We start from the raw sequence: 15,939 nt of genomic DNA, 5'->3' as shown, positions 1-15,939 counted from the left end.
ACGTCACCCCGCGTCCCCAAAGGGTCGCGGGGCACTGCTACGCGCGCACTACCCTGGATGCCGTGACTATTCGCCTGTACGACACCAGCGCCCGGCAGATCCGTGACTTCACCCCGATCACGCCGGGCTGTGTCTCGATCTACCTCTGTGGCGCCACGGTGCAGGCCGCCCCGCACATCGGGCACGTCCGTTCGTACCTGAACTTCGACATCATGCGCCGCTGGTTCACCTACCGCGGCCTCGACGTCACGTTCATCCGCAACGTCACCGACATCGACGACAAGATCATCGCGAAGGCCGAGCTCCAGGGCCGCCCGTGGTGGTCCATCGGCTACGAGAACGAGCGCGCCTTCAACGACGGCTACAACGCCCTGGGTTGCCTGCCGCCCACCTACGAGCCCCGCGCCACCGGCCACGTGCCGGAGATGATCGAGATGATGCGCGTGCTGATCGAGCGCGGCCACGCGTACGTCGCCGACGGCAGCGTCTACTTCGACGTGCGCTCCTTCCCCGGCTACCTCGAACTCTCCAACCAGGACATCGACGACCTGCGCCAGCCCAACGAGACGGGCATCACCGGCAAGCGCGACCCCCGCGACTTCGCCATGTGGAAGGCCACCAAGCCCGGCGAGCCCGACTGGGAGACCCCCTGGGGCCGCGGCCGTCCCGGCTGGCACCTCGAATGCTCCGCGATGGCGCACAAGTACCTCGGCAGCGCCTTCGACATCCACGGCGGCGGGCTCGACCTGATCTTCCCGCACCACGAGAACGAGATCGTCCAGGCCAAGGCCTTCGGCGACGAGTTCGCGCGGTACTGGGTCCACAACGCCTGGGTCACCATGTCCGGCGAGAAGATGTCCAAGTCCCTCGGGAACTCGGTCCTCGTCTCCGAGATGGTCAAGCAGTGGCGTCCGATCGTCCTGCGCTACTACCTGGGCACCCCGCACTACCGCTCGATGATCGAGTACAGCGAGGAGTCGCTGCGCGAGGCGGAGTCCGCCTTCGCCCGTATCGAGGGCTTCTACCAGCGCGTCATCGAGAAGGCCGGCGGGCCCGTCGAGCCCGCAGCCGAGGTTCCGCTCGCCTTCGCCGAGGTCATGGACGACGACCTGGGCGTCCCGCAGGCGCTCGCCATCGTCCACACCGCCGTCCGGCAGGGCAACAGCGCCCTCGCCGCCGACGACAAGGACGCCGCCATCGCGCGGCTGTCCGAGGTGCGGGCCATGCTGGGCATCCTCGGCCTGGACCCGCTCGACCCGCACTGGGCCGGCGAGGCCGACCGCGGCGAGGACCTCCACGGCGCCGTCGACACCCTCGTGCGCCTCGTCCTGGAGCAGCGCGAGTCCGCCCGCGCCCGCAAGGACTGGGCGACCGCCGACGCCATCCGGGACCAGCTCCAGCAGTCCGGCCTGGTCATCGAGGACAGCCCCACCGGACCCCGCTGGACGCTCGGCCCGCGCTGAGCCCCCCGGAGCAGTCCGCTGTGCCGCCCGGCGTCCCGGGCGGCACACTCTTCATACGTACATACCGCAGCACCAAACGAAAACAGGTAGAGGTCATGGCCGGGAACAGCCAGCGCAGGAACCGTCGCACGTCCAACAAGAAGGGCGCGACGGTCGGCAGCGGTGGCCAGCGGCGCAAGGGCCTGGAGGGCAAGGGCCCCACGCCCAAGGCCGAGGACCGCAAGAAGCACAAGGCCAACCGCATCAGCAACGCCATGGCCCGCCAGGCCGCCAAGCGCCGCCCGGCCCCCCGCCGCGGCGGCCCCAAGGGCACCAGCGAGATGGTCGTCGGCCGCAACCCGGTCTTCGAGGCGCTGCGCGACGGCGTCCCGGCCACCACCCTGTACGTCCAGCAGTTCATCGAGAACGACGAGCGCGTGCGCGAGGCCCTCCAGCTCGCGGCCGAGCGCGGCAACATCAACCTGATGGAAGCCCCGCGCCCCGAGCTCGACCGGATGACCAACGGGCTCAACCACCAGGGCATGGTGCTCCAGGTCCCGCCGTACGAGTACGCGCACCCGGAGGACCTCACCACCGCCGCCTACGACAACGGCGAGGACCCGCTGATCGTCGCCCTCGACGGGGTCACCGACCCGCGCAACCTCGGCGCGATCGTCCGCTCCGTCTCCGCCTTCGGCGGCCACGGCGTGGTCATCCCCGAGCGCCGCGCCGCCGGCATGACCGCCGGCGCCTGGAAGACCTCGGCCGGCACCGCCGCCCGTACGCCGGTCTCCCGCGTCACCAACCTGACCCGCGCCCTCCAGGACTACAAGAAGGCCGGCATCACCATCGTCGGCCTCGCCGCCGAGGGCACCCACACGGTGAACGACCTCGAAGCGCTCGCCGGTCCGGTCGTCATCGTCGTCGGCTCCGAGGGCAAGGGCCTCGGCCGCCTCGTCGGCGAGAACTGCGACTACCTGGTCCGCATCCCGATGCCGGGCGGCGCCGAGTCGCTGAACGCCGGTGTCGCCGCGGGCGTCGTGCTGTACGAGGCCGCGCGCCGCCGCGCCGAGGCTCCCCGCCTCTGAACGGCCCGGCGGGCTTGATCCACTTGGCTCACCGGATGTGACACGTGAGCGTGCCACCCCGCCCCTTTTGGGCGGGGTGGCTTGATCTTGACGGGTCTCGGACAGATCCCTGATGTCAAGGCAGTGTCCTAAACACCCATCACTCGGTTAGATGAGTGTGGACACCAGAACGTCAGGGTTCGACGACCAGCCCGCGCTGAGCATGGTCAAGGTGCCGTGCGACCCCGCACAGGTCATCGTCAACCACGCCAGCTTCCGCGTGCGGCTCGCACCGAGCCCGAGCGCGCGTTCCAAGCCCGCGAATGCCCCCGGCCGCGCGCCCGTTCTCGGCGTCGCCGCGGTCGCCGCCGCCGGCGCCACCCGCCGCAGAGCCCCCGTGGTCTGGAGCGGCAGGTCCGACCCCGGGGACTCGGCGGCCATGGGAGGGCTCCTCCAGGCCGTACGGGAGGCAGGGCGCGGCTCCGACGAGTTCGACGGAGGCACCACCCAGACCATCCCCCGCGTGGACCTCGCTCACGACCTCGCCGAGGACACCCTGGCCACGCCGACCGTCATCGGCCAGCGCAGCTACGGGGATCCGGACGAGACGCGCCCGCTGGCCGCCGTACGGGACCTGCCGTACGCGCCGCGCTACGACGACGGCCCGGCCGGCGGACCGGGGCAGGAGTCCCGGCGGCCCCCGGCCGACGCCCGCGCGCAGGCCCAGTACTACCCCGGCCGCCGGATGAACCTCGGGGTCGTGCTGCTTCCGCTGCGCGTCTTCCTCGGGTTCATCTCCATCTACGCCGGCATGGGCAAGCTGTGCGACCCCGTCTACTTCGACGGCGGCGAACGCGGCTCCATGGTGACCTGGCTGCACACCCTGCACCCCTGGGCGCTCGCCGAACCCCTGCGCGACTTCGCGCTGGCGCACCCCGTCGGCGCCGGGCTCAGCGTGGCCTTCCTCCAGGTCATCGTGGGCGTGCTGACGGTGTTCGGGCTGTGGCAGCGGTTCGCCGCCTGCTTCGGCGCGCTGCTGTCCGCCGCACTGCTCATGACGGTGAGCTGGAAGACCGTCCCCGCCTACGACGCGCCCGACATCATCTACCTGGCCGCCTGGAGCCCGCTGATCATCGCGGGCGCGCCGGTCTACTCCCTGGACGGGCGGCTCGCGAGCGAGGCCTGGCGCACGCTCGGCCCGCGCTCCGAGGTCTGGCGGCTGCGGCGGCGGGTCCTGCGGCGCGGCGCCGTCATGGCCACCGTCGTCTGCGGGCTCACCCTGCTGATCGGTTCCCTGCTCGGCGGAGCCGTCCGCTCCACCGCCGTCGTCACCGTCCCCGGGCCGGGCCGCGCGCCCAGCAACTACCTGCCCGGGACCCCGCTGCCGCAGGCTCCCGCCAAGCAGCAGCCGCAGCCGCAGCGGCCCACGCAGCAGCAGCCCTCGAAGCCGGCCTCGGCCCCCTCGGCCAGCGCCTCCGCGCCGGCCGCCAAGTCCGGCCGCGGCAGCACCGGTTCCACCGCCCGGGAAACCGCCGGGACGGGGGCGCAGTCGCCCTCCGCGAGCCGGGGCGGGACCGGCAGCCAGAGCAGCCCGCGCACCAGCACGCCGCGGCAGTCCGGCCCGCAGCAGCCGCCGTCCTCGTCCACCGGGAACGGCAGCGGGGGCAGCGGGGGCGGCGGAGCCCCGGCGAAGAAGCCCGGTCTGGTGGGCGGCCTGCTCGGCTGACCCCCTGGGAGTGGCGGAGGGCCCGGTGCGCGAGGAGCGTGCCGGGCCCTCCGGCGTGCCGGCGGCCTTGCGTGCCGGGCCGTTCCGCGCGCCGCGGCCTTCCGCGTGCCGGGAGCGCGCAGCGGCGTACCGGCCGGGAAGGCGCTCAGGCGCCGCTCTGCGCCGCCAACTCCTTCGCCGCCTCGGTCAGGTCCTTGGCGGTGTCGATCGCCCGCCAGTAGGCCCCCTGGGGCAGCGGAAAGCCCGCGAGGCGGTGCTCGCGGGCCAGGTGGGGGAAGGTGGTGCGCTCGTGGTCGCCCAACTCGGGCAGCAGGGCGGCGAATTCGGGGCCGAAGACGTACACGCCGGCGTTGATCAGATAAGGCGACGGCGGGGCCTCGATGAAGTCCAGGACCTGCCCGAACTCGTTCGTCTCCACCACCCCCCAGGGAATCCGCGGCCGGGCCAGCGCGAGCGTGGCGACCGCACCGCGCTCGGCGTGGAAGGCCGCCATCTCCCGCAGCGAGAACCGGGTCCAGATGTCCCCGTTGGTCGCGTACCAGGCCTGGTCCGGGTGCGGGAGGTGCCGCGCGGCGTACTTGAGGCCGCCGCCGCGCCCGAGCGGCTGCTCCTCGACCACGGTGGTCACCCGCAGCGGCAGCTGTGCCCGGGCCAGCCAGTCCTGGAGCACCTCCGCGAGGTGCCCGCAGGACACCACGGCGTCGGTGACCCCCTCGGAGGCCAGCCAGGCGAGCTGGTGCCCGATGATCGGCACCCCCGTGCCGGGGATCTCGACCATCGGCTTCGGCCGGTCGTCGGTGTACGGGCGCAGCCGCGAACCCTGGCCGCCCGCCAGGACCACTGCCTGAGTGGGGGAGGCCGGGAACGCGGCCGCGTCATGGGTGGATTGGGGTGGTACGGGAGGAACGTCGGTCATGACGGCCAGAGTAGGGAGGCCCCGGCTCCGGCGGAGGGCGACGCGGCGTACGTCAGCCCATGGACGCGACGCCGGTGGCGTACGCGGTGTCGCACACGGGCCGGGCGTACGACTGGGCCTTCGTGGGGCCGTAGGCGTCGACGGCGGCACGGCCCAGCGCCCGCGCGATGCCCACGCAGTGCTCGGCGAGCGACGGACGGCGGTCCACCTCCTGCTGGAGGTGCGTGAGGACGTCGCCCGGCTGCTCGCCCTGCTGCAGTTCGCTGAGCAGCTTGTCGCGCAGCACGTCGTGTGCGGCGCGCGGCTTGGCGGGCACGGAGACGCCCTCGGCGGACGCGGTCAGGACCTGGGAGGAGGAAGTGTCCGCCCAGGGGACCATGGTGACCGCGAGGGTCCCGGACAGGACCAGGACGACGGGCAGGACCAGGGCGAGGGAACGGCCGATACGGCGGGCAGTGTGGGTCACGAGGGCGAGAGTAGCGCTCGGTGAAGATTTGGCGACATTTAGTCACTCGGTCGGGGGATGGTTCGACGTGGCTTTTCGAATTAAGGGTTGACGGGTAGGGCTGAATGGCCCGGTCTGCAGGGGTTCCTGAGGGGGCCGCCCGCGGTGGTGGCGGCGCCGCCGCGGTCCGTGTTCCCGTCCCTGCCCGCGCCGGCGGCGCGCAACTCGCGCGGAAGGGGCGCCCCTTGGGAGGGACGCCCCTTCATCGCCGGTCGTGCGGACGTCAGTCGGAGAGGCGGGCGCCCGAGGACGTCGAGAACACGTGGATCTCGCTGGGGCGCGGCACCACGTGCAGGGTCGAGCCCTTCTCGGGCACCTGGCGGCCGTTCACGCGGACCACGATGTCCTGCCTGCCCTCCGCCTCGGAGGTGGAGCCGTAGACGTAGCCGTCGGCGCCGAGCTCCTCGACGACGTTCACGGTGATGGTCAGGCCGCCGGTGTCGCCGATGTCGAAGTGCTCGGGGCGCACGCCGACCGTGACGGTGCGGTCGCCCGCGTCGGCCGCGGCGGACAGTGCCTCGCGGGACACGGGGACGACGCTGTCGCCGAACTTCACGCCGCCGTCGGTGATCGGGACCTCGACCAGGTTCATGGCCGGGGAGCCGATGAAGCCGGCGACGAAGAGGTTCGCGGGGCGGTCGTACATGTTGCGCGGGGTGTCGACCTGCTGGAGCAGACCGTCCTTGAGGACCGCGACCCGGTCGCCCATCGTCATGGCCTCGACCTGGTCGTGGGTGACGTAGACGGTGGTGATGCCCAGGTCGCGCTGGAGGGCGGCGATCTGGGTGCGGGTCGAGACGCGGAGCTTGGCGTCGAGGTTCGACAGCGGCTCGTCCATGAGGAAGACCTGCGGCTTGCGGACGATGGCGCGGCCCATGGCGACGCGCTGGCGCTGGCCGCCCGAGAGCGCCTTCGGCTTGCGGTCGAGGTACTGGGTGAGGTCCAGCATCTTCGCCGCGTCCTCGACCTTGCGGCGGATGGTCGCCTTGTCCTCGCCGGCGATCTTGAGGGCGAAGCCCATGTTGTCGGCGACGGACATGTGCGGGTACAGCGCGTAGTTCTGGAACACCATCGCGATGTCCCGGTCCTTGGGCGGCAGGTGCGTGACGTCGCGGTCGCCGATGCGGATGGCGCCGCCGTTGACGTCCTCCAGGCCGGCGAGCATGCGCAGCGAGGTGGACTTGCCGCAGCCCGAGGGGCCGACGAGGACGAGGAACTCGCCGTCCTCGATCTGGAGTTCGAGCTGGTCGACGGCGGGCTTGTCGCCGCCGGGGTACAGCCGGGTCGCCTTGTCGAAAGTGACAGAAGCCATGGTGGTGAATCCCTTCTACCGGCAGGAACGTGCCGGACGATCCGAGTGGAAGGTCTAGTCCAGTAATCGGACTTCCGCCCGACGCTACCTGGCCGGGTCCCTTCTGTCAGCCCCCGGGCCGGGTCGGAAAGTTCTTCGCGGGCCATGGGCGGGGCTGTGTAAAGTGAAGGCGATTCTGTGCGCTGCGCAGTGTCGCGCGTGCCGCCTTAGCTCAGTTGGTAGAGCAGTTCACTTGTAATGATCAGGTCATCGGTTCGATTCCGATAGGCGGCTCCATCCCAGGTCAGAGGCTTGTCTGCCCAGGGAATCCGTACGGAACCGAGGGCCCCGGACCAGCACGGTCCGGGGCCTTCGGCGTTTGCGCGCGGGCGCTCAGTGGCGGCCCGAGATGCGGTCCGCGAGGCGGGCCAGCGGGGTGGTCGTCGGGGTGTGGGTGGCCGTTTCGCGCCGGTCCGCCTCGCGGTAGGCGGCGTACAGGGCCTGCACGCCGAGCCAGCGGAACGGCTCCGGCTCCCAGCGGCGGACGCGGTGGTCGACCCAGGGGAGGGCGGTCAGCTCCGTGGACTCCCCCAGGACCAGGTCGCGCAGGGTGCGGGCGGCGAGGTTGGCGGTGGCCACGCCCGAGCCGACGTAGCCGCCCGCCCAGCCCGTGCCGGTGGTGCGGTCCAGGGTGACGGTGGCGCACCAGTCGCGCGGGACGCCCAGCACGCCCGACCACGCGTGGGTGATCTCCGTACCCGTGAGCTGGGGGAAGAAGGAGGTCAGCAGGGCGGTGAGGGCGGTGATGGTCGCGGGCTGGGTGCGTCCGTCGTTGTCCGTGCGGGAGCCGAAGCGGTACGGGACGCCCCGGCCGCCGATCGCGATGCGGTCGTCGGCCGTGCGCTGGGCGTACATGTAGGCGTGGGCCATGTCGCCCAGCACCTCCCGGCCGGACCAGGACAGGCTTTCCCAGACCTCGGCCGGCAGCGGGGCCGTCGCGATCATCGAGGAGTTCATCGGGAGCCAGGACCGCTTCTGGCCCTTGAGGGCTGCCGTGAAGCCCTCCGTGCAGCGCAGTACGTACGGGGCGCGGACGGTGCCGTAGGGGGTGATGGCCCGGCGCGGGGCGATCTCGGTGACCGGGGTGGACTCGTGGATGGTCACGCCCAGGCGTTCGCAGGCGGCGGCCAGCCCCCGGGCCAGCTTCAGGGGGTGGATGCGGGCGCCGTGCGGGGACCAGCTGGAGCCGACGGCGTCGGCGATGTCGATGCGGGCGCGGGTGTCGGTGGCGTCGTACAGCTCGCGGTCCTTCTCGCCGAAGGCGAGTTCGGCGGCGTGGAAGGCCTTGAGGCGGGTGAGCTGGGCGGGGGTGCGGGCGACTTCGAGGACGCCGCCGCGGTGGACGTCCGCGTCGATGCCCTCCCTGGCGGCGGTGTCGATGACCTCGGTGACGGTGTCGTTCATGGCGTGCTGGAGGCGGCGCGCGGCGTCCTGGCCGTGGAGCGCGGCGTAGCGGTCGCGGCCGGCGATGCCGTTGTAGAGCCAGCCGCCGTTGCGGCCGGAGGCGCCGTAGCCGCAGAACTTCTGCTCCAGGACGGTCACGCGGAGGTCGGGTGCGGAGGCCTTGAGGTAGTACGCGGTCCACAGGCCGGTGTAGCCGCCGCCGACGATGACGACGTCGGCCGTGGCGTCGGCGGTGAGGGGTGCGCGGGGTGGCTGGCTGGCGGTGGTGTCGGTCGCGAACCAGAAGGAGATTCCGCCGTTGATCGTCATGGGGGAGTTGGTACACCTCGTTCCGGAGGGGTGTCCAGGTGCGTGGTGCCGGGTTTCGGCGCGGGATCCGAGGCCTTTTGGCTGATGCGGAGGGATGGTCGGGTTCCCAGGCTGGGGCGGGGGCGTTCGGTCGTAGCCTCCGGAGGGTGACAGAGATTCCGGACGGGTTGGTCCAGGCGCAGCTCAGGTTCAACGGCGAGGCGGGGCGGGAGTTCATCGCGGCGCTGCCGGGGCGGGTGGCGGAGTTCCTGGCGCGGTGGGAGCTGAGACGGGCCGGGCCGGGGATGCACGGGATGACCGCACTGGTGCTGCCGGTGGAACGGGCGGACGGATCGGCGGCCGCGCTCAAACTCCAGCTGCTGGACGAGGAGAGCGCGGGGGAGCCGGCCGCGCTGCGCGCGTGGCGCGGGGAGGGCTGCGTACGGCTGCTGGAGCACGACGCGGCGACGGGGACGATGCTGCTGGAGCGGCTGGACGCGGGGCGGCACCTGTCGGTGCTCGCGGCGCGCGACGGGCGGCAGGCGGTGCGGGTGGTCGCCCGGCTGCTGGCGCGGCTGACGTCGGTGGCCGCTCCGGCGGGGCTGCGCGGGCTGGGGGACATGGCGGCCGCGATGCTGACGGAAGTGCCGGGGGCGCTCGGGCGGTTGGCGGACGAGCGGGAGCGGCGGGTGCTGCGGGACTGCGCGGCGGCGGTGGCGGAGGTCGCGGGGGAGCCGGGGGACCGGCTGCTGCACTGGGACCTGCACTACGACAACGTGCTCGCGGGTGACCGGGAGCCGTGGCTGGCGATCGATCCGAAGCCGCTGGCGGGGGACCCGGGGTTCGATCTGCTGCCGGCGATCGGGAACAACTTCGCGGTGGACGCGGTGTGGTGGCGCTTCGACCTGATGACGGAGGTCATGGGGCTGGACCGGGAGCGGGCGCGGGCGTGGACGCTGGGGCGGGTGCTGCAGAACTGCCTGTGGGACGTGGAGGACGGGGAGCCGTTGCAGGAGGAGCAGCTGGTGATCGGCGAGCTGCTGCTGGGGGGCCGGGCCGGGGGCCGGTCGCAGGGCTGGTCGTAGGACCGGTCGGGGCCGGTCGGGGCCGGTCGGGGCCGGTCGGGGAGCCGGCCTTAGGGTGCCCGCATGATCCGTAACGCTGAAGTCGCCGACGTCCCCGTCATCCGGGCCATGATCCGTGAGCTGGCCGAGTACGAGAAGGTGCCGCACGAGGCCCGGGCCACCGAGGAGCAGCTGCGGGAGGCGCTGTTCGGGGCGCGGCCGGCGGCGTTCGCGCACGTCGCGGAGTCGGACGAGGGGGAGGTCGTCGGCTTCTCGGTGTGGTTCCTCAGCTTCTCGACGTGGCGCGGGGTGCACGGGATCTACCTGGAGGACCTGTACGTACGCCCCGGCGTGCGCGGCGGCGGGTACGGCAAGGCCCTGCTGGCGGAGCTCGCGCGGATCTGCGTGGAGCGGGGGTACGAGCGGCTGGAGTGGTCGGTGCTGAACTGGAACGCGCCGACGATCGCGTTCTACGAGGCTCTGGGGGCGCGGCCGCAGGACGAGTGGTCGGTGTACCGGCTGACGGACGGGGCGTTGGGCGCGCTGGCCGGGGCGCGGTAGCCCCCGGGCGGGGCGCCGTCGGCGGTCAGGGTTCGAGGACGACCTTGCCCGTGGTGGCGCGGGATTCGAGGGCGTGGTGGGCGGCCGCGGCCTCGCTGAGGGGGTAGCGCTGGACGGCGGGGCGCAGGCGGCCGGCGGCGGCTTCGGCGAGGGCGCGGGTCTCCAGGACGCGGATCGGGTCGGGGGCGCCGACGCGCTGGAGCATGGCGGGGCCGAGGACGTTCCGGGTGGTGATGCGGCGGGCGGCGAGGTCGGCGCGTTCGGCTTCGGTCAGGGTGAGCGGGCCGCCGGACCAGCCGAAGACGAGGTGCCGGGCGCCGGGGGCGAGCAGGCCGAGGGCGGCGCGGGCGGTGGGGCCTCCGACGGAGTCGAAGAGGAGGGTGGCTCCGTCGGGGTGGTGCGCGCGTACGGCGTCCGGCCAGGCGGGGTCGGTGTAGTCCAGGGCGAGGTCGGCGCCGTTGGCGGCGGCCAGGGCGGTCTTCGCGGGCCCGCCGGCGAGCGCGATGACGGTGGCGCCGGCGTTCTTCGCGTACTGGACGAGCAGGGTGCCGATGCCGCCCGCGGCGGCGGGGACGAGGGCCACGGAGTGCGGGCCGAGGTCGGCGAACTGGAGGATCCCGAGGGTGGTGCGGCCGGTGCCGATCATGGCGACGGCCTGTGCGGGGTCGAGGCCGGGCGGGACCGGGTGGAGCCGGTCGGCGTCGGCCACGGCGTACTCGGCGTAGCCGCCGGGGTGGAAGCCGAGGTGGACGACCACCCGGCGGCCGAGCCAGCCGGGGTCGGTGCGGGGGCCGAGGGCGTCGACGGTGCCGGCGACCTCGCGGCCGGGGGTGGTGGGGAGTTCGGGGAGGGCGGGGGCGGGGCCCTGGATTCCTTGCCGGAGGGTGGTGTCGAGGAGGTGGACCCCGGCGGCCGCGACGGCGATCCGGACCTGGCCGGGGGCCGGGACGGGGGCGGGCGTGCGCTCGTACGAAAGGTTCCCGGCGGGGCCGAAGGAGTGCAGGCGGATCGCGTGCATGGCGCGGGCCGTGGTGTCGGTGTCCATGCGGCCAGCCTCCGACCTCAAGCGGGCTTGAGGTCAAGGGATTCAGGGGAGCCGGGCCTCCGGGTTTCGGGGGACGCGGGTGCGGGGGCTTTGTCAGTGCCGTGGGTCACGATGGGGGAATGGTGCGAAAAGGGCAGGCGCAGACGGTGAAGGCGGCGCGGCGGCCGCAGGTGCGGCTGCCGGAGCTGGCGGTGTGGGAGGGCGGCGGGCTGGAGCCCGACGGGGATTACGACGGGCTGGAGTTCGCGGACCTGGACCTGGCGGGGCAGGAGGGGGTGGGGGCGCGGTTCATGGACTGCGCGCTGCGGCGGTGCGCGCTGGACGAGGCGGGGCTGGCGAAGGCCCGGTTCCTGGACTCGGTGCTGGAGGGGGTGCGGGGAGTGGGGACGGACCTGTCGGGCGCCTCGCTGCGGGACGTGGAGCTGGTGGAGGCCCGGCTGGGCGGGGTCCAGCTGCACGGGGCGGTGCTGGAGCGGGTCGTCGTACGCGGCGGGAAGGTCGACTACCTGAACCTGCGGAAGGCGCGGCTCAAGGACGTGGTCTTCGAGGGGTGCGTGCTGGTGGAGCCGGACTTCGCGGGCGCGGTGCTGGAGCGGGTGGAGTTCCGGGACTGCACGCTGCGCGGGGCGGATTTCACCGGGGCGCGGATGACGGACGTGGATCTGCGGGAGGCCGTGGAGCTGGGGATCGCGCGGGGGGTGGAGGCGCTGGCCGGGGCGGTGATCAGCCCGGCGCAGCTGTTCGACCTGGCCCCGGCGCTGGCGGCGCAGCTGGGGGTGCGGGTGGTTCCGTAGGGATCGGTCGGTGCGTGGCCGGTGCCGGTGCCGGTGCCGGTGCCGTTGTCGGTGTCGGTGCTTAGGCCGGGACCCGGGGGAAGCGGGACTGGAGCGTCCAGATGACCGGGTTGTCGGCGAGGCCCTCGTGCATGTCGACGAGGTCCGCGATCAGGTCGTGCAGGAAGTCGCGGGCCTCGCGGCGCAGCAGGCGGTGGGTGAAGGTCAGCGGGTCCTCCTCCGCCGGCATCCAGTCGGCCTCGATGTCGACCCAGCCGAAGCGGCGCTCGAAGAGCATCCGGTCGCTGGACTCGGTGAAGTCGAGTTCGGCGTACTGGCGGTTGGCGGAGCGGCTGCCCCGGGGATCCTGGTCGAGCTGCTCGACGATGTCGCACAGTGCCCAGGCGAAGTCCAGTACGGGAACCCATCCCCAGGCTGTGGACACTTCCCGGTCCGCGTCGGTGTCGGCGAGGTAGACGTCCCCGCAGAACAGGTCGTGGCGCAGGGTGTGGACGTCCGCCGAGCGGTAGTCGGTCTGCGGGGGGTCCGGGAAGCGCCGGGAGAGGGAGTAGCCGATGTCGAGCACGTACCCGATGGTGTCACGGGTGCGCCTCCCCCGGCGCCGGGGCCCCGGCCGGGCCCGGCGGTGGATCAGCGGACGTTGACCGCGGTCCAGGCGGCGGCCACCCGGCCGACCTCCACGCTGCCGGCGCCGTAGAGGGCGGAGGCGGCCTGGAGGGTGGCGGTGCGGGCGCGGGCGTAGTTCGTGGTGGAGGTCATGTACTGGGTCAGCGCCCGGTACCAGATGAGGGTGGCCTTGTCGCGGCCGATGCCGAGGAGCTTGGAGCCGTCGTGGGTGGGGGAGTCGTAGGAGACTCCGTTGATCACCTTGGGGCCGCTGCCTTCGGAGAGCAGGTAGTAGAAGTGCCGGGCGGGACCGGAGGCGGCGTGCGGGCCGATGCTGCCGATGTCGCGGGACCAGTAGTCGCGGGAGGTGCCGTCGGCGCTGGGGCGGTCCATGCGGCGGGGCGGGCCGTCGAAGGCGCGTTCGCCCAGGAGGTAGTCGCCGATGTCGGTCTTGTTGTCGGCGAAGAACTCCCCGGCGGTGGCCAGGATGTCGGAGGTGCCCTCGTTGAGCGCGCCGGGTTCGCCGGAGTAGCCGAGGCCGGCGGTGGAGGCGGTGAGGCCGTGGGCGAGTTCGTGGCCGACGACGTCGAGGCTGGTGGGCGGGCGGCCTGGGGTGGCGCCGTCCCCGTAGCTGACGCAGGCGCAGCTGCCGTCCCAGAAGGCGTTGCCGGAGTTGGTGCCGTAGTGGACGCGGGAGGTGGTGCCGACGCCGTCGCCGCGTACGCCGGCACGGCCGAAGGCCGCCTGGTAGAAGTCCCAGGTCACGGCGGTGCCGTAGTGGACGTCGGCGGCGGCCGTCTGGCGGGCGGCGGGGGTGGCGCCGCTGCTGGAGCCGGTGCCCCAGATGTTGTCGGCATCGGTGAAGAGGATGCCGGGGGTGGTGGTCTGGTTGAGGGCGTCGAGGGTGCGCTGGTCGCCGCGGGAGGGGTCGCGCAGGGTGTACGCGGTGCCGGTGAAGGTGGTGGAGAGGGGGACGGTGCCGGCGTATTGGCTGCGGCCCGTCCCGGTCGCGGGGGTGGGGGCGGCTCCCGCGGGCCCGGGGGCGGCGGTGGCGGCGGTGGTGGCCGCCGTGAGGGCGGTGAGGGCGGCGGCGGTACCGAGGAGTACGGCGAGGCGGGTGAGGGTGGTCACTCGGGCTGCTCCTTTGGGGTGGCCGGGGTGGCGGCGCGGTGAGCGTGCCATTGGGTGGGGGTGTTTGGCAGGTCTATGACAGGGATCCGCGTGCGGTTGTCCGAAGACGGGGGCCGGGTGTCCGGAACCCGACGGGTACCGGCCGCTGCGCGGGGGCGCGGAGGGGTCAGGGGAGGAGGCGTTGTTCCTTGGCCACCGAGACGGCGCCCGCGCGGGTGTCGACGCCGAGCTTGTCGTAGATGCGGCCCAGGTGGGTCTTGACCGTGGCCTCGCTGATGAACAGGGCGCGGGCGATGTCGCGGTTGCCGAGGCCGCGGGCCAGCTGGCCCAGGATGTCCAGCTCACGGTCCGTCAGGGTGGGGCGGCTGCCGCGCATGTGGGCCATCACGCGGCTGGCGACCGGCGCGGAGAGCGTGGTGCGGCCCGCCGCCGCGGAGTGGATCGCGGCGAAGAGCTCCTCGGGGCGTTCCGCCTTGAGGAGGTACCCCGTGGCGCCCGCCCCGATCGCCCGGGTGATGTCCGCGTCCGTGTCGTACGTGGTCAGGACCAGGACGTGCGGGGGGCCGGGCAGCGCGGTGATGCGGCGGGTGGCCTCGACGCCGTCGATGCCCTCGCCCAGCTGGAGGTCCATCAGGACCACGTCCGGGCGGAGTTTGGCGGCCAGGGCGACGGCTTCCTCGCCGCTGCCCGCCTCGCCGAGCACCTCGATGTCGGGCTCGCTGCCGAGCAGGGCCAGCAGGCCGGCGCGGACCACCACGTGGTCGTCGCAGAGCAGGATCGTGGTCGTCATCCCGTGGGCTCCAGGGGGATCGAGGCCGAGAGGACGGTGCCCTCGCCCGGGGTGGATTCGACGGTCAGGCTGCCGCCGAGCTGGCTGACGCGGGCGCGTATCGCCGGGAGGCCGTGCCCGCGGTTGCCGGGAGCGGCCGCCGGGGACTCCGTGAAGCCGTGGCCGTCGTCCGCGACGTCCAGGACCACCTGGTCGCCCAGGAAGCTGAGGGTGAGGGCGGCGGTACGGGCCCCCGAGTGCTCGCGGACGTTGGCCAGCGCGCCCTGGGCGATGCGCAGGAGCGCCGACTCCGCCCGGTCGGGCAGCGGCGCCGGGCTGCCCTCCAGGTGGAAGCGGACCTCGATGTCCGGGCCCGCGCCCAGCGCGCGCAGGGCGTCGACGAGGCCGGCGCCGCCCGCCAGCTCGGGCGGTGCCAGGTCGTGGACCAGCCGGCGGGCCTCCGCCAGGCCGCGGGCGGCGATGTCGGTGGCGGTGCGCACGTGGGAGCGGGCGGTGGCCGGGTCGCTGTCCCAGGTGCGGTCGGCGGCCTGGAGCAGCATCTGCTGGCTGGACAGGTGCTGGGCCAGCGTGTCGTGGATCTCCATCGACAGCCGCTGGCGCTCGGCGAGGGTGCCTTCGCGGCGCTCGGTGGCGGCGAGTTCCCGGCGGGTCCGGATCAGGTCGTCGATCAGCGCGCGCTGGGCCTGCGTCTGGCGCTCCATGTGGACGAAGACGGCCGTGGCGAGCGCGGCGACGGCGGGCGGGGCCAGCAGCAGGTTCGGGTCGAAGGCCTGGGACAGCTTGAGCTGGGCCGCCACCACGAACACGGTGAGCAGGGCCACGAGGACGATCGCCGCACGGGGCGGCAGGGTGCGCAGCGCCGTGTAGAAGAGCGGTACGGCGCACCACGCGAAGCTCGGCGCGAGGACGACGAGGACCACCCAGGTGGCCACGACCAGTCCGAGCCACAGGAGGCGCCGCAGGGTGGGCGCGGCGCCGAGGGCGGGGCCGAGTACGTACAGCAGCGCGAGGGTGACGCTGAGGGCGATGATCCACGGGGTGCGGGGTTCGCCGGGGTGGCGGAGCAGGAAGCGGGCCAGGGAGGCGCCCAGGAGCAGGAAGAACGCCGTGTGCATGACGGTGGCCAGGGCGCGGGTGTCGGGGTTCCGCGGCGGTGCGTGGCTCACGGGTGCTCCTGGGGTGCTGCTGGGCGGGTGCGGTGCGTACGTCCATCCTGGCGCGTCGGCATCCGGCTCGGCGCCCGGGTCGG

The 15,939-nt window shown here is 73.3% G+C and carries 15 protein-coding genes and 1 tRNA gene; 7 read left to right on the top strand and 9 right to left on the bottom strand.

Annotated features, from left to right (window positions below; all coding sequences use genetic code 11):
- Positions 1–62: 62 nt before the first annotated feature.
- The 3 genes from cysS to ACZ4TG_RS29315 all read left to right on the top strand — a co-directional run bounded on the left by cysS (position 63) and on the right by ACZ4TG_RS29315 (position 4,235).
- Positions 63–1,463, top strand: a complete 1,401-nt coding sequence (gene cysS, locus ACZ4TG_RS29325; protein ID WP_468168071.1) for a cysteine--tRNA ligase — start codon at positions 63–65, stop codon at positions 1,461–1,463.
- Positions 1,464–1,558: 95 nt separating this feature from the next.
- Positions 1,559–2,530: a 23S rRNA (guanosine(2251)-2'-O)-methyltransferase RlmB gene (gene rlmB / locus ACZ4TG_RS29320; RefSeq protein ID WP_468168068.1), complete on the top strand. Its 972-nt coding sequence runs from the start codon at positions 1,559–1,561 to the stop codon at positions 2,528–2,530.
- A 151-nt stretch (positions 2,531–2,681) separates the two neighbouring features.
- Positions 2,682–4,235: a DoxX family protein gene (locus ACZ4TG_RS29315; RefSeq protein ID WP_468168065.1), complete on the top strand. Its 1,554-nt coding sequence runs from the start codon at positions 2,682–2,684 to the stop codon at positions 4,233–4,235.
- 145 nt (positions 4,236–4,380) lie between these two features.
- Here the strand turns inward: ACZ4TG_RS29315 and ACZ4TG_RS29310 are convergent, their stop codons facing one another.
- The 3 genes from ACZ4TG_RS29310 to ACZ4TG_RS29300 all read right to left on the bottom strand — a co-directional run bounded on the left by ACZ4TG_RS29310 (position 4,381) and on the right by ACZ4TG_RS29300 (position 6,968).
- Positions 4,381–5,151: a nucleotidyltransferase family protein gene (locus ACZ4TG_RS29310; protein WP_468168062.1), complete on the bottom strand. Its 771-nt coding sequence runs from the start codon at positions 5,149–5,151 to the stop codon at positions 4,381–4,383.
- Between the two features lie 52 nt (positions 5,152–5,203).
- Complete coding sequence (locus ACZ4TG_RS29305) at positions 5,204–5,617, bottom strand: hypothetical protein (RefSeq protein ID WP_468168059.1); 414 nt, start codon at positions 5,615–5,617, stop codon at positions 5,204–5,206.
- A 262-nt stretch (positions 5,618–5,879) separates the two neighbouring features.
- Positions 5,880–6,968 (bottom strand): ABC transporter ATP-binding protein, encoded by a 1,089-nt coding sequence (locus tag ACZ4TG_RS29300; protein WP_468168056.1) that lies wholly within the window; start codon positions 6,966–6,968, stop codon positions 5,880–5,882.
- 200 nt (positions 6,969–7,168) lie between these two features.
- On the opposite strand from ACZ4TG_RS29300, the gene ACZ4TG_RS29295 reads away from it, so the two are divergent.
- Positions 7,169–7,244: transfer RNA gene (locus tag ACZ4TG_RS29295), tRNA-Thr, on the top strand.
- 96 nt (positions 7,245–7,340) lie between these two features.
- On the opposite strand, the gene ACZ4TG_RS29290 is transcribed toward ACZ4TG_RS29295, so the two are convergent.
- Positions 7,341–8,720 carry an NAD(P)/FAD-dependent oxidoreductase gene (locus ACZ4TG_RS29290; RefSeq protein ID WP_468168053.1) on the bottom strand — a complete coding sequence of 460 codons (1,380 nt, stop codon included), beginning with the start codon at positions 8,718–8,720 and terminating at the stop codon, positions 7,341–7,343.
- Between the two features lie 146 nt (positions 8,721–8,866).
- Between ACZ4TG_RS29290 and ACZ4TG_RS29285 the strand changes: the two genes are divergently transcribed.
- A complete protein-coding gene (locus ACZ4TG_RS29285; protein ID WP_468168050.1) occupies positions 8,867–9,784 on the top strand; it encodes an aminoglycoside phosphotransferase family protein in 918 nt (305 codons plus the stop codon).
- A 63-nt stretch (positions 9,785–9,847) separates the two neighbouring features.
- On the top strand, positions 9,848–10,324 hold the full coding sequence (locus tag ACZ4TG_RS29280) for a GNAT family N-acetyltransferase (RefSeq protein ID WP_468168047.1): 477 nt from the start codon (positions 9,848–9,850) through the stop codon (positions 10,322–10,324).
- A gap of 25 nt (positions 10,325–10,349) precedes the next feature.
- Here ACZ4TG_RS29280 and ACZ4TG_RS29275 read toward each other — a convergent pair whose 3' ends face one another.
- Complete coding sequence (locus tag ACZ4TG_RS29275; protein ID WP_468168315.1) at positions 10,350–11,342, bottom strand: zinc-binding dehydrogenase; 993 nt, start codon at positions 11,340–11,342, stop codon at positions 10,350–10,352.
- Positions 11,343–11,488: 146 nt separating this feature from the next.
- Between ACZ4TG_RS29275 and ACZ4TG_RS29270 the strand changes: the two genes are divergently transcribed.
- Positions 11,489–12,163 carry a pentapeptide repeat-containing protein gene (locus tag ACZ4TG_RS29270; RefSeq protein WP_468168044.1) on the top strand — a complete coding sequence of 225 codons (675 nt, stop codon included), beginning with the start codon at positions 11,489–11,491 and terminating at the stop codon, positions 12,161–12,163.
- Positions 12,164–12,224: 61 nt separating this feature from the next.
- On the opposite strand, the gene ACZ4TG_RS29265 is transcribed toward ACZ4TG_RS29270, so the two are convergent.
- The 4 genes from ACZ4TG_RS29265 to ACZ4TG_RS29250 form a co-directional block, all read right to left on the bottom strand.
- On the bottom strand, positions 12,225–12,728 hold the full coding sequence (locus ACZ4TG_RS29265) for a hypothetical protein (RefSeq protein ID WP_468168041.1): 504 nt from the start codon (positions 12,726–12,728) through the stop codon (positions 12,225–12,227).
- A gap of 65 nt (positions 12,729–12,793) precedes the next feature.
- Positions 12,794–13,900 carry a M4 family metallopeptidase gene (locus ACZ4TG_RS29260; protein WP_468168038.1) on the bottom strand — a complete coding sequence of 369 codons (1,107 nt, stop codon included), beginning with the start codon at positions 13,898–13,900 and terminating at the stop codon, positions 12,794–12,796.
- Between the two features lie 166 nt (positions 13,901–14,066).
- Positions 14,067–14,690: a response regulator gene (locus ACZ4TG_RS29255; protein ID WP_468168035.1), complete on the bottom strand. Its 624-nt coding sequence runs from the start codon at positions 14,688–14,690 to the stop codon at positions 14,067–14,069.
- Complete coding sequence (locus tag ACZ4TG_RS29250) at positions 14,687–15,805, bottom strand: sensor histidine kinase (protein ID WP_468168312.1); 1,119 nt, start codon at positions 15,803–15,805, stop codon at positions 14,687–14,689. The genes ACZ4TG_RS29255 and ACZ4TG_RS29250 overlap by 4 nt, the downstream gene beginning before the upstream one ends.
- Positions 15,806–15,939: the final 134 nt, after the last annotated feature.

The sequence above is a fragment of the Streptomyces sp. NPDC028314 genome, from assembly GCF_055565795.1.
The sequence above is the reverse complement of the archived record's forward strand: the minus strand, read 5'-3'. Positions and strand labels throughout refer to the sequence as shown.

Excerpts from the sequence above, each read along its gene's own strand:
- ACZ4TG_RS29255 (WP_468168035.1), bottom strand. The coding sequence starts at position 14,690 with ATGACGACCACGATCCTGCTCTGCGACGACCACGTGGTGGTCCGCGCC.
- ACZ4TG_RS29300 (WP_468168056.1), bottom strand. The coding sequence starts at position 6,968 with ATGGCTTCTGTCACTTTCGACAAGGCGACCCGGCTGTACCCCGGCGGC.
- ACZ4TG_RS29280 (WP_468168047.1), top strand. The coding sequence starts at position 9,848 with ATGATCCGTAACGCTGAAGTCGCCGACGTCCCCGTCATCCGGGCCATG.
- ACZ4TG_RS29250 (WP_468168312.1), bottom strand. The coding sequence starts at position 15,805 with ATGCACACGGCGTTCTTCCTGCTCCTGGGCGCCTCCCTGGCCCGCTTC.
- ACZ4TG_RS29275 (WP_468168315.1), bottom strand. The coding sequence starts at position 11,342 with ATGCACGCGATCCGCCTGCACTCCTTCGGCCCCGCCGGGAACCTTTCG.
- ACZ4TG_RS29310 (WP_468168062.1), bottom strand. The coding sequence starts at position 5,151 with ATGACCGACGTTCCTCCCGTACCACCCCAATCCACCCATGACGCGGCC.
- rlmB (WP_468168068.1), top strand. The coding sequence starts at position 1,559 with ATGGCCGGGAACAGCCAGCGCAGGAACCGTCGCACGTCCAACAAGAAG.
- ACZ4TG_RS29290 (WP_468168053.1), bottom strand. The coding sequence starts at position 8,720 with ATGACGATCAACGGCGGAATCTCCTTCTGGTTCGCGACCGACACCACC.
- ACZ4TG_RS29270 (WP_468168044.1), top strand. The coding sequence starts at position 11,489 with ATGGTGCGAAAAGGGCAGGCGCAGACGGTGAAGGCGGCGCGGCGGCCG.
- ACZ4TG_RS29315 (WP_468168065.1), top strand. The coding sequence starts at position 2,682 with ATGAGTGTGGACACCAGAACGTCAGGGTTCGACGACCAGCCCGCGCTG.